The following is a 12,189-nucleotide window of genomic DNA, read 5'->3' as shown; positions in this document are numbered from 1 at the left end:
GAGGGGTGTGCAATCTCGTGCAGGCGCGAACAGCCAGCCTTAACGGCCGGTCGACATCTCCGATGTAGTTCGCGGTGTCATAACCAGATTGCCTTTCTCGCTCTTGTGCAGTGAATTTCCCGCCATTTTAACCCTGCGCAAAGCAAAAAGCCCGAAGCGGGTGCTCCGGGCTTCACAGACTGGCGGGTTTTGATGGGTTTTGCGCCACACCGCGGCGGCGCAAGACCCCCGTCCACCCCGCTGATCAGTGGAACTGCTCTTCTTCCGTCGAACCCGTCAGGGCCTTCACGCTGGACGAACCACCTTGGATCACCGTGGTCACGTCGTCGAAGTAACCTGCGCCCACTTCCTGCTGGTGCGACACGAAGGTGTAGCCCTTGTCGCGTGCAGCGAATTCTGGCTCTTGCACCATGTTCACGTAGTGCTTCATGCCTTCGCCGTTGGCGTAGGCGTGGGCAAACTGGAAGGTGTTGAACCAGTTGATGTGGATGCCGGCCAGCGTGATGAACTGGTACTTGTAGCCCAGGGCCGACAGGTCTTCCTGGAAGGACGCGATCTGGCTGTCGTTGAGGTTCTTCTTCCAGTTGAACGATGGCGAGCAGTTGTACGACAGCAGCTTGCCGGGGCAGGCGGCGTGCACGGCCTGGGCGAATTCGCGGGCAAAGCCGATGTCCGGCACGCCGGTTTCGCACCACACCAGGTCGGCGTAGGGGGCGTAGGCCACGCCGCGGCTGATGGCTTGCTCCAGGCCGTTCTTCACGCGGTAGAAGCCTTCTTGGGTGCGCTCGCCGGTCAGGAAGGGCTTGTCGTTGGCGTCGTGGTCGGACGTGATCAGGTTGGCGGCTTCTGCGTCGGTGCGTGCCAGCACGATGGTGGACACGCCCATCACGTCAGCGGCAAAGCGGGCGGAGATCAGCTTTTCGCAGGCTTCCTGCGTGGGCACCAGCACCTTGCCGCCCATGTGGCCGCACTTCTTGACAGCGGCGAGCTGGTCTTCGAAGTGAACGCCTGCAGCGCCCGACTGGATCATGTTCTTCATGAGTTCGAAGGCGTTCAGCACGCCGCCGAAACCGGCTTCCGCGTCGGCCACGATGGGCAGGAAGTAGTCGATGAATTCCTTGTCGCCGGGGTTGATGCCGCGGCCCCACTGGATTTCGTCAGCGCGCTTGAAGGTGTTGTTGATGCGGCGGACCATGGTCGGCACCGAGTCGTAGGCGTACAGCGACTGGTCGGGGTACATGGTCTCGGACGTGTTGCCGTCGGCGGCCACTTGCCAGCCCGACAGGTACACGGCTTCGAGGCCCGCCTTGGCCTGTTGCATGGCCTGGCCGGCGGAGATGGCGCCGAACGCGTTCACGTAGCCCTTCTTGGCGCCGCCGTTGATCTTGTCCCACAGCTTTTCAGCGCCGCGCTTGGCCAGCGTGTGCTCGATGGGCAGCGAGCCGCGCAGGCGCACCACGTCGGCGGCGGAGTAGCCGCGCTTGACGCCCTTCCAGCGGGGGTTCTGGGCCCAGTCTTTTTCCAGGGCGGCAATTTGCTGTTCGCGGCTCAGTTGTTCGTTGAGGGATTGGGGCATGGGATCACTCCAGAAGGTTGGTTGAAAACGCCGGGCTGCTGGTGCCGCCCTTGGAGACAACTTTAAGTCTTCTATAAGACTTGAGCAAGCTCTTATGTCTTATACAAGAGATAAATTTTTTCCTTGCAAAACAACAGCTTAAACACGCAATTTCTCAATACAGAAATTGATTTCTCATATCGAGAAAAATTGCGGCAATGCAACATCTATCACGTTTTGCCATGTGGAATCAAAATTCCGTATCGCAAAATTGCATGGCCCGGATCGACTGATCGTAGGAATGCCGTGTGTCTGCTGTCGCATCACCCTGTGCTGAACCCCTTCCGTGCCCTGTGCACTCCCAGGCGGTCACAAGAACTTCACCCAATCCCCTTGCGGGATGCGCGCGGCCGACAGCACGTAGCGGGGGTTGATCTCGTACACCAAGCAGGGCAGCGGCTGGCCGTTCACTTCGACCTCGATCTCGCGCTTGATGTACTCGTCGGTGGGGTTCTCGCCCAGCGATTCGATCTCGTCCAGCACGTCTTCCAGCGCGGGTTCGATGGCGTAGACCTCGCCATGCACCCACTCCGCCCCGCCGAGCGTGACGCCCGGGTACGCGCCCAGGTGGTACAGAACGCCGGCGATGCGTCCGCGCCCCACGAACAGGGGCGGCGGCTCCAGGCGGGTGATGTCGTTGCTGCAACCCTGGCGCAGGGTGCCGTATACAAAAACCCAGCGGGACGGCGGCAGGGGGCTGGTTTCGTCGGGCATGATGCGCACTCTTTTTTTGTTGAACAGCCCGCAGTTTAGTGACCACTCCCAGCCGCCCCTTCGCCTACCTGTGCCTGGCCCTGAGCATGGCGCTGGTGGGCAGCTATGTGGCGCTGTCCAAACCGCTGGCCGCGGTGCTGCCGGTGTTTCTGCTGGCCTGGATGCGGTTCGGCATCGGCGGCCTTGCCATGGTGCACTGGCTGCGCAAGCCGGCCAACGAGCCTCCGCTCACCCCGCAAACCAAGCGCCTGTTGTTCCTGGAATCGTTTCTGGGCAACTTCATGTTCACCATCTGCATGCTGTACGGGGTGACCCTGACCGATGCGATCTCTGCCGGCGTGACGCTGGCGGCCATTCCGGCCGCGGTGGCCGTGATGGGCTGGGCCTTCCTGAAAGAGCGCGTGGCGCCGCGCACCTGGGCGGCGGTGGTGTGTGCGGTGTTCGGTATTGCGCTGTTCGCGCTATCAAAACCAGAGCTTGCAGCGCACGCTGGGCAAGCGGTAGACGGCAAAAACAGCCACAACCTGGTGTGGCTGGGCCAGTTGCTGCTGGTGGGCGCGGTACTGTGCGAGGCCGCATACACCGTCATCGGCAAGAAGCTCACGGGCAGCCTGGGGCCCAAGCGCATCACCTCGCTCATCAACCTGTGGGGCTTTGTGCTGACCACGCCGTCGGGTTTGTACATGGCGCTGCGCTTCGACTTTGCCGCCGTCGGCTGGACCACCTGGGCGCTGCTGGTGTTCTATGCGCTGGCTGCGTGCATGTGGACGGTGTGGCTGTGGATGACCGGTCTCAAGGCCGTGCCCGCCGCACAAGGCGGGGTGTTCTCGGTGCTGCTGCCGGTCAGCGCCGCCCTGGTGGGCGTGCTGGCGCTGGGCGAATCGCTCACAGGCCTGCAACTGGTGGCGTTTGTGATTGCGCTCGCCAGCGTGCTGCTGGCCACCCTGCCCTCACGGGCGGCCTTGCGGCTGGGCCGGCGCGGCTGACGCGGCCAGGAGGTCGGCGGGTCGGTCGGCCAGCCGGTAAGGGGGTCAGGCGTGCAGGGCCGTGGCGCTGACGACGATGCCGTCGGCGTCGGCATACAGCCAGTCGCCCGGGCGCACCCACACGCCCTGCACCTGCACCGGCACGTCACGCTGGCCCTCCCCGCGCCGCTCGGTGGGCAGCGGGATGAGCGCCAGCGCGCGGATGCCCACGGCCGCTGCGTTCAGCTCGGCGACATCGCGCACGCAGCCGTCCACCACCAGCCCGGCCCAGCCGTTGCGCGCCGCAGCCGCCGCCAGGTTGCCGCCCACCAGCGCACGGCGCAGCGAGCCGCCGCCGTCGACCACCAGCACCCGCCCTTCGCCCGGCGATTCGACAGCGGCCTTGACCTGGGTGTTGTCCTCGTGGCATTTGACGGTGCTCACCGGCCCGCTGAAATGCGCCACGCCGCCGAAGGCCTGGAACGCAGGCGGGAGCACCCGAAAGGCGCCGCTGGTGTCGGCTTTGTGGACGTCGCAGAAATCGCAGGTGCTGAAGGCGGCGGCAGAAGCTGTCGTCATGGGCAGAGACCTTTCATGTCGTTGAAGGGGTTGAGACGGGGTTGGGCGCTGGCTGGAAGCCTGCCGTCGGCAGCGCGGCGGCCTGGCCTGCGCACGGATGGCCATTGTTGCGCAGCCAACGCTGGGCGGGGCTCGCGGGTGGCCAAAGAATGCGCTTCCAAGCGCACCCGACGCCACCCGAAATGTCAGCCGCGGGCCGCCCAAAATGCGCGCTGCACACCCTGCAGGACCAGGAAAGGCGGGCCAAAGCACCGACTTTCCAGCCGCCAGAGGGCACCACAGCTACAAATCGAGGCAAAAAAAGCGGTTTCTCCCTTGGAAACGCGTTTTTTTCCCAGTAGCATCGGCCTGCCAGTGGGACAGCCTTGCTTTCGCTGGTGAAGATTGACGTCCAACTAGGAAAACCCAACATGGCAACTGCAAAAAAAGCTCCGGCAAAAACAGCCCCTGCGGCCAAGAAGGCTCCCGCCACCAAGACCGCCGCCCCCGCCAAGAAGCGCACGCCCAACGCAGCCTTCATGAAGGCCCTCACGCCCAGCCCCGCGCTGGCTGCCGTGGTCGGCTCGGCACCGCTGCCACGCACGGAGATCATCAGCAAGCTGTGGGTCTACATCAAGGCCAACAACCTGCAGGACGCCACCAACAAGCGCAACATCAACGCCGACGCCAAGCTCAAGGAGCTGTTCGGCAAGCCCCAGGTGTCGATGTTCGAACTGGCTGGCCTGATCGGCAAGCACGTCAAGTAAGAAGCGCTCCGCGCCCTGAGAAAAAGCCGGCCCTGCCGGCTTTTTTTCGTTGGGACCCCGCCAAAGTGTGGCGTGCAGACGTCAATGCAAATGAGAATGACCCTCATTCGATGTAACATAAAGATGCACGACGAAGCATGACTTTGTGAAGTTTTTCTCACAAGCGTCATTGCATCCGACTCGCTTGCGGCGCACATCGGGCGCCGACCTGCACATCCCCCATCGACGGAGTCCATCTTGGCTAAATCACGCGCTCAGCGCCGCAGCACCGCGCTGCGTCAAACCGCATCCCCTGTTTCCGCCCCCGCCGGCGCATCTTCCGATTTGGCGCTGCTGCCCCTGGGCGCCCTGATGCTGGCCGCCTCCATGGGCGCCATGGCCCAGTCCGGCACACCGGAAGCCACGATGTCCACCGTGACGGTGCAGGAAGCGGCCGAAGTGCAAGGCAAGGACACCCTGCTGCTCAAGAAGACCACCGTCGGCAAGGGCAACCAGGACATCAAGGACATCCCCCAGTCCGTGACGGTGTTCACCGAAAAGCTGATGAACGACCGCAACCAGGACGACTTCCGCGAGGTGCTGCGCACCACGGCGGGCGTGACCTTCCAGTCGGGCGAAACGGGCGAAGAAGACGTGCGCATGCGCGGCTTCTCGCTGGGCCTGGCCGGTGACATCTATGTGGACGGCATGAAGGACGCTCCGCTGATCGAGCGCGACACGTTCAACAACGACCGCATCGAAGTGCTCAAGGGCTCGGCCTCCATGCTGTTCGGCAAGGGCTCGACCGGCGGCATCGTCAACCAGGTCAACAAGTACCCGCTGCTGATCGACCAGCACGAAGCCAGCTACACCTTCGGCACCGGCCAGTTCCACCGCGCCACGGGCGACTTCAACTGGAAGACCGGCGAGAACGCGGCCTTCCGCCTGAACGCCATGGTGCAGGAGTACGACAACTACGGCGCCAAGCAGGACAAGCGCGGCATTGCGCCCACCTTCGCCTGGGGCATCGGCACGCGCGACGAGTTCTCGATCGGGCTGTACTACCTCGAATCCAAGGGCCGCCCGCTGTACAACCACCCCTGGCGCGTGGTCGACGGCAAGATCAACACGCCGCTCGAAGCCCGCAACTACTACGGCCTGGCCAGCGACCACAACAACACCTCGTCGCAGTACGTCACGCTGGGCCACATCCACCGTTTCGACGACAACGGCGAGCTGACCACCCGCCTGCGCTACGGCCAGTACGAGCGCGACCTGCTGGCCAGCACCATCGGCTTTCAGAACGGCAACATCACGCTGGGTCAGATCAACGGCAACACCGTGCTGACCCGTGGCTCCAAGGGCCGCCTGGGCGAAAGCGATGTCCTGCAGGTGCAAAGCGACTACAACAACACCTTCAACTGGGGCGGCCGCAAGCACACGGTGCTGGCCGGCGTCGACTACTACGACGACGATGCCAAGCGCAACCAGAACTACGCCAACACCACGCCGCGCCCCAACACCACCGTGGGCTCGCCCAATGACGGCGCCTGGGTGGCCGACGGCCGCGCACCGGTGCAGTGGAACACCTTCACGTCGCGCAACCTGGGCCTGTACTTCCAGGACACCGTCGCGATCAACGACACCCTGAAGCTGGTGGGCGGCCTGCGCTACGACAACTTCAAGGCTTCGTACAAGAACGCCACCGGCGCGCTGAGCAACTCCCGCTCCGACAGCCTGGTCAGCCCCCGCGTGGGCCTGCTGTTCCAGCCCACCGAGCTGACCTCGTACTACGTGTCGTACGGCACTTCGTACAACACCTCGGGCGACACCTACCAGTTCGGCAACCCCGGCACGACCACGGCGCGCACGGCCAACACCGACCCCGAAAAGAGCCGCAACTTCGAGATCGGCAGCAAGTTCGAGCTGTTCGAGCGCCGCGCCCTGCTGGGTGTGGCCGCCTTCTACAGCCAGAAGTACAACGAGCGCAACACCGACCCCGACACCGCAGCCCAGCAAGAGCTGCTGTCCGGCAAGCGCCACGCCACCGGCATGGAATTCAACCTGGCCGGCCGCCTGACGCCCCAGTGGGAACTGTTCGCCAACCACACCTGGATCCCCTCGGCCAAGATCGACCACAGCAATGTGGTGGTGCCCGCCAACGGCGGTGGCGCCCAGGCGCAGGGCGACCGCCCCGGCCTCACGCCCAAGCACAGCGGCAGCGTGTGGACGACCTACGCCGTCACTTCCAAGATCCGCGTGGGCGCGGGCGTGACCTACCGCGGCAAGCAAAACCCCGAAGGCTCGCGTGCCGTGTACGCCAGCGGCTTCGCGGTGATGGACGCCATGGTCGAGTACGCGTTCGACGACAAGACGACGCTCAAGCTCAACGTCAACAACCTGTTCGACCGCACCTATGCGGACGGCCTGTACCGCGGCTTCTACACGCCGGGCACGGCACGTTCCGTGCAGGTGTCGCTGAAGACGCGCTTCTGACCTTCGATGCGCTGATGCATCGACATGTCGACGTTGATGCGTTGATGCGTTGATGTTCTGACGAAACGACTCCGCCCCTTCATTGGGGCGGAGTCACAATCGGACCCCATGTTCCTGCACATCAAAGACGTACTGACGGCCGACGAGGTGGCCCTGTTCCGGCAAAAGCTCTGGGCGACCGACACCCCCTGGGTGGACGGCGCCCGCAGCGCAGGCAGCCAGGCCGTGCACCAGAAGAACAACCAGCAGCTCGCCCAGGGCAGCGAGCTGTCGGCCCAGCTGCAGGGCATCGTCAAGGCCGCGCTGGCCCGCAATGCGCTCTTTTTTTCGGCCGCCCTGCCCCGGCGCATCTACAACCCGCTGTTCAACCGCTACGGCGGCGGCGCCAACTTCTATGGCCGCCACGTGGACAGCGCCGTCATGCACTCCAAGGCAGACAACGCCTGGGTGCGCAGCGACCTGTCGTGCACGCTGTTCCTCACGCCGCCGGACGAATACGACGGCGGCGAACTGGTCGCCACCGAAGCCTGGGGCGACAAGCGCATCAAGCTGCCGGCCGGCGACATGATCCTGTACCCCAGCAGCACCGTGCACCAGGTGTCGCCGGTCACCCGCGGCCACCGCATCAGCAGCTTCTTCTGGGTCGAGAGCATGGTGCGCGGGCTGGAGCAGCGCCAGCTCTTGTTCGACATGGACATGGCCCTGCTGCGCCTGCGCCAGAGCGTGGGCGAGACCGACCCGTCGGTCATCGCTCTGTCGGGCACGTACCACAACCTGCTGCGCATGTGGGCCGACGTGTGACAGGCGCCTGGCGGACCCGCTACAGCCGCAGGCCCGGCCCCAGGTCTTGCCCCACATCCAGCCCCCGGCGGCCATGCCAACCAATTTGCTCATTTATTGATAGCACCTCGCGCTTGCTGAATGCGCGGCAGGTGCTTTTTTCATTGCCATGACCCACGTCCCAGCACGCCAACAGCTCCCTCCCGGCCTCGCCAGCCTGGCCGACCATGAGCAGCAGGCCCGGCAACACCTGGACGACAACGCCTGGGCCTACTTCAGCGGCGGCGCGGCCGACGAGATCAGCCTGCGCAGCAACCGCAGCGCGTGGGACGCCCTGCCCCTGTGGCCCCGCGTGCTGCGGCCGCTGGCTGGCGGGCACACCCGCATTGAGCTGCTGGGCCGCACGCTGGCGCACCCCATCCTGCTGGCACCCGTGGCCTTTCAGCGCCTGGCCCATGCCGACGGCGAAGTGGCGATGGCCTATGCGGCCGCGGCACTGGGCGCCGGCGTGGTGCTGAGCACCCAGGCGAGCATGCCGCTGGAGGCCATCGCCCAGGCGGTGCTGCCCGACCCCGGCCGCGGCCCGCTGTGGTTTCAGCTGTACCTGCAGCCGGACCGCGGCTTCACACGCGCCCTGGTCCAGCGCGCCGAGGCCGCGGGGTACGAAGCCCTGGTGCTCACGGTGGACGCGCCCACGAGCGGCGCCCGCGACCGGGAGCGCCGGGCGGGCTTTCGCCTGCCGCCGGGCATCGCGCCCGTCAACCTGGCGGGCATGCAGGCGCCGCCCGCCCCCGCCCTCGGCGCCGACCAGAGCGCGCTGTTCGACGGACTGCTGCACCACGCCCCCACCTGGGACGACGTGGCGTGGCTGCAGTCCATCACCCGCCTGCCCGTGCTGCTCAAAGGCGTGCTGCACCCGTCCGATGCGCGCCAGGCCGTGGCGGCCGGCGTTGCGGGCGTCATCGTGTCCAACCACGGCGGCCGCACACTGGACACCGCCCCGGCCACGGCCACCGCCCTGCCGCGCGTGGTGCAGGCCGTGGGCGGCGCCGTGCCGGTGCTGGTCGATGGCGGCATCCGGCGCGGCACCGACGTGCTCAAGGCGATGGCGCTGGGGGCGTCCGCCGTGCTGGTGGGGCGCCCGGCCGTCTGGGGGCTGGCCAACGCCGGGGCCACCGGCGTCGCCCATGTGCTGCGGCTGCTGCGCGACGAGCTGGAGATCGCCATGGCCCTGACCGGTTGCGCCACGCTGGCGGACGCCACGCCAGCCTTGCTGACGGCAGACAGCCCCGATTGACGCGCCTTTGCGCCGGTTTCTCCCTCTTGGCAGAAATGGTTTATTGCAAATGCGATAGATTCTTATTTATAATAGCGACACCTTCAACAGCCAGCCACACTGCCTGCCGCCATGATCGTCTGTGTTTGCCGCCGGATATCGGACCGTGAGATCGCCCGCCACGCACGTGCCGGAATGAGCTTTGACGAGATCCAGTTCGAGCTGGGCGTCGCCACCCAATGCGGATGCTGCGAAAGCTGCGCCCGCGATGTGGTCGCGCAGTGCAGTGCGTCGAACCCGGTGGCCGCACTGCACAACGATGCAGCGCCGCAAACGATCCAGCTTGCCAGCTCCATTTTGGAAAGCAAGTCATGGAACTCCTCTCAACGCTCGCTGGCAGTCTGATCCTCGTCGCAGGCTCGGCCTGGTGGATCTTTCGCAAATAACAAAGGTCTTTTAGAGCTCTAGCGCTTGGTACACAAGCGCTAGCAGCTATCATTTTTATGTCTCACCCTGATCGTTTCGCTCCTCCCGGGGGTGTCAGCCGCAACACCGTGATCGTGGGCTCCGTCATTGCACTGCACGTTGCGGGCATCTGGGCCCTGCAATCGGGTCTGCTGCGCCGCGCGGCCGAAGTCATCGTGCCGGCAGAGCTGCTGAGCGAATTCATCGCGCCGCCGGCTCCCCCGAAGGTCACCCCGCCGCCGCCGGCCCCGCCACCACCACCGCGCCCCGCCCCCAAGGTGGCACCGCGCCCGGCGCCCATGCCGGTGGCCATCCCGGACCCCACGCCGGCGCCCAACGCGCCTGTCGGCATCACCACGCCCCAACCGCCCGCCCCTCCCATCGAAGCCCCGGTAGCCCCCCCGGCGCCGCCCGCCCCGCCAGCGCCGCCGGCCCCGCCCAAGATCGAGCTGCCGTCGAGCGACGCGGCCTACCTGAACAACCCCAAGCCCAGCTACCCTGCCATCAGCAAGCGCATGGGCGAGCAGGGCAAGGTCGTGCTGCGCGTGCTGATCGGCACCGACGGCACGCCGCAGCAGGTGGAAATCAACAAGTCCAGCGGTTTCGACCGGCTGGACAAGCAGGCCCAGGAGGCCGTCATGCGCTGGCGCTTCGTGCCCGGCAAACGCGACGGCGTGCCCACGACCATGTGGAACCTGGTCCCTGTCAACTTCGTGCTCGAATAATCAGTCAATCAGTCAATCGATCAATCGGTCAATCAACGCTTTAGATCAGCTTCAGGGAGTTTTTCATGGAATCGCAATTCGGCATCGCCAACGTATGGATCCAGGGTGACTTCGTCACCCGCGCGGTCGCCATCATCCTGCTGGCCATGTCGCTGGCCTCGTGGATCGTCATCTTCATCAAGGCCCTGGACATCATCAAGTTCAAGAAGCACACCCGCGCTGCGCAGGACTTCTGGCACAGCGAGGACTTTGCCGCAGGCCTGACCAAGCTGGGCAGCGACAACACCAACCCCTTCCGCCACCTGGCCCTGGAAGGCCGCGAAGCCACCGCCCACCACCGCAACACCAAGGCCCACCTGCACGACAGCCTGGACGTCAGCGACTGGGTCACGCGCTGCCTGCGCAACTGCATCGACGAGTTCACCGCACGCCTGCAGTCGGGCCTGGCCATCCTGGCCTCGGTCGGCTCCACCGCCCCGTTCATCGGCCTGTTCGGCACCGTCTGGGGCATCTACCACGCACTGGTGGCCATCGGCACGTCGGGCCAGTCCACCATCGACAAAGTGGCCGGCCCCATCGGCGAAGCACTGATCATGACGGCCCTGGGCCTGGCCGTGGCCATCCCCGCCGTGCTGGGCTACAACGCCCTGGTGCGCGGCAACAAGTCCATCCTGGGCGGCCTCAACAGCTTTGCCCACGACCTGCACGCCTACTTCGTGACCGGTGCCCGCGTGAACGCCGGCGGCGAACAGGCCAAGGTCCTGCCCCTCAAGAAAGGCGCGTAAGCCATGGCCTTCGGAACCCAAGACGATGCCGATGACGTGATGAACGAAATCAACATGACGCCCCTGGTGGACGTCATGCTGGTGCTGCTCATCATCTTCATCATCACCGTGCCGGTGATGAAGCACTCGGTCAACGTGGACCTGCCCCGCGCCACCAACCAGCCCGAGGACGTCAAGCCCGAAACCGTGCGCCTGTCGGTGTCGGCCGACGGCAAGTACTTCTGGAACGAAACGCAGGTCACGGAAGAAGAACTCTTCCCCCGCCTGCAGGCCGAGGCCGCCAAGCAGCCCCAGCCCGACCTGCACATCCGCGGCGACAAGGAAGTGCGCTACGAACGCGTGGCCCAGGCCATGGCGGCGGCACAGCGGGCGGGCGTGCGCAAGATCGGGTTTGTGACGGACCCAGCGCCTTGATTCTGAGGCTGCGAGTCAGCCTCTAACCCCCCCTCGCCACCCGGCCCGCCCGCTGCACGCTTTGCCTGCAGAGGGCGCGCTGGGTTTGTTTTTGGGGTTTCGCTTTTGCTTTTGGCTTTCTTCGATGGGGCTCATCCGCTACAGGCTTCAATCAAGCATCCATAGCTCAGCCACCCAGAAAAAATCAAACAGGCGAACATATTCAGCATCGCCTTGGCGGAGCTTTCCGGGATTCCGTCGTCTCTTTTGCTGGATTCGGCTATTGATACGATGATGGCCCCCGGCAAGAAGCAGGCATAGCGAATGGAGGTCGATAAAAATGGTGACCCAGGATTTACCGTCTTCGTGGGCAATCACTTCCGGCCATCTGATTGCAAGCAAAAACTACCTTCCGTCTCCACTCCCCAGCGGAGCAGTGGAAATTCTTCGTCAGATGGATGAGTTCCTAAGTCACAACGAACTCGGCTTGGCGCTTCATGAAGCAGAGTCCCTGGGCGAACTCTGTCATTCGCCTCCGGTTTTTTGGGCGGAAGTGCGGCTAGCGGCGGAAAACATGGGGCTGAGCCAGGAATCGTCGCGGTTTGCTGCTCGCCTGTAGTCAGGCCTACACCACCCAGCCAGGGAACATGCGCTCCGGGCCCGGAACGACC

General features: G+C 64.9%; 13 protein-coding genes. 9 read left to right on the top strand and 4 right to left on the bottom strand.

What is annotated here, in order from left to right:
• Positions 1-244 precede the first annotated feature (244 nt).
• Positions 245-1,576 carry an isocitrate lyase gene (aceA, locus tag ASG27_RS18160; RefSeq protein ID WP_056171944.1) on the bottom strand — a complete coding sequence of 444 codons (1,332 nt, stop codon included), beginning with the start codon at positions 1,574-1,576 and terminating at the stop codon, positions 245-247.
• Positions 1,577-1,924: 348 nt separating this feature from the next.
• On the bottom strand, positions 1,925-2,329 hold the full coding sequence (locus tag ASG27_RS18155) for a gamma-glutamylcyclotransferase family protein (protein ID WP_056413868.1): 405 nt from the start codon (positions 2,327-2,329) through the stop codon (positions 1,925-1,927).
• Positions 2,330-2,367: 38 nt separating this feature from the next.
• Here ASG27_RS18155 and ASG27_RS18150 point away from each other — a divergent pair, with 38 nt between their 5' ends.
• The gene (locus tag ASG27_RS18150; protein WP_156370492.1) at positions 2,368-3,315 is read left to right on the top strand and encodes a DMT family transporter; all 948 of its coding nucleotides are present in this window, start codon (positions 2,368-2,370) and stop codon (positions 3,313-3,315) included.
• Positions 3,316-3,360: 45 nt separating this feature from the next.
• Here ASG27_RS18150 and rraA read toward each other — a convergent pair whose 3' ends face one another.
• Positions 3,361-3,873, bottom strand: coding sequence for a ribonuclease E activity regulator RraA (gene rraA / locus ASG27_RS18145; protein ID WP_056171945.1), 513 nt, complete (start codon positions 3,871-3,873; stop codon positions 3,361-3,363).
• Positions 3,874-4,283: 410 nt separating this feature from the next.
• On the opposite strand from rraA, the gene ASG27_RS18140 reads away from it, so the two are divergent.
• The 8 genes from ASG27_RS18140 to ASG27_RS18105 all read left to right on the top strand — a co-directional run bounded on the left by ASG27_RS18140 (position 4,284) and on the right by ASG27_RS18105 (position 11,539).
• On the top strand, positions 4,284-4,619 hold the full coding sequence (locus ASG27_RS18140) for an SWIB/MDM2 domain-containing protein (RefSeq protein ID WP_056171946.1): 336 nt from the start codon (positions 4,284-4,286) through the stop codon (positions 4,617-4,619).
• A gap of 351 nt (positions 4,620-4,970) precedes the next feature.
• Positions 4,971-7,094 carry a TonB-dependent receptor gene (locus tag ASG27_RS18135; protein ID WP_442854079.1) on the top strand — a complete coding sequence of 708 codons (2,124 nt, stop codon included), beginning with the start codon at positions 4,971-4,973 and terminating at the stop codon, positions 7,092-7,094.
• A 108-nt stretch (positions 7,095-7,202) separates the two neighbouring features.
• Positions 7,203-7,895 (top strand): Fe2+-dependent dioxygenase, encoded by a 693-nt coding sequence (locus ASG27_RS18130; RefSeq protein ID WP_056413739.1) that lies wholly within the window; start codon positions 7,203-7,205, stop codon positions 7,893-7,895.
• Positions 7,896-8,043: 148 nt separating this feature from the next.
• Positions 8,044-9,171 carry an alpha-hydroxy acid oxidase gene (locus ASG27_RS18125; RefSeq protein WP_056413742.1) on the top strand — a complete coding sequence of 376 codons (1,128 nt, stop codon included), beginning with the start codon at positions 8,044-8,046 and terminating at the stop codon, positions 9,169-9,171.
• Between the two features lie 111 nt (positions 9,172-9,282).
• A complete protein-coding gene (locus tag ASG27_RS18120; protein ID WP_056171951.1) occupies positions 9,283-9,555 on the top strand; it encodes a (2Fe-2S)-binding protein in 273 nt (90 codons plus the stop codon).
• A gap of 98 nt (positions 9,556-9,653) precedes the next feature.
• The gene (locus tag ASG27_RS18115; RefSeq protein WP_056171953.1) at positions 9,654-10,340 is read left to right on the top strand and encodes an energy transducer TonB; all 687 of its coding nucleotides are present in this window, start codon (positions 9,654-9,656) and stop codon (positions 10,338-10,340) included.
• Between the two features lie 65 nt (positions 10,341-10,405).
• Positions 10,406-11,125, top strand: a complete 720-nt coding sequence (locus ASG27_RS18110) for a MotA/TolQ/ExbB proton channel family protein (protein ID WP_056171955.1) — start codon at positions 10,406-10,408, stop codon at positions 11,123-11,125.
• Between the two features lie 3 nt (positions 11,126-11,128).
• Positions 11,129-11,539 carry an ExbD/TolR family protein gene (locus tag ASG27_RS18105; protein ID WP_056171957.1) on the top strand — a complete coding sequence of 137 codons (411 nt, stop codon included), beginning with the start codon at positions 11,129-11,131 and terminating at the stop codon, positions 11,537-11,539.
• A gap of 147 nt (positions 11,540-11,686) precedes the next feature.
• Here ASG27_RS18105 and ASG27_RS27160 read toward each other — a convergent pair whose 3' ends face one another.
• Positions 11,687-11,920 carry a hypothetical protein gene (locus tag ASG27_RS27160; protein WP_235508470.1) on the bottom strand — a complete coding sequence of 78 codons (234 nt, stop codon included), beginning with the start codon at positions 11,918-11,920 and terminating at the stop codon, positions 11,687-11,689.
• Positions 11,921-12,189: the final 269 nt, after the last annotated feature.

The organism is Acidovorax sp. Leaf191 (assembly GCF_001424425.1).
GTDB lineage: Bacteria > Pseudomonadota > Gammaproteobacteria > Burkholderiales > Burkholderiaceae_C > Acidovorax.
The sequence above is the reverse complement of the archived record's forward strand: the minus strand, read 5'-3'. Positions and strand labels throughout refer to the sequence as shown.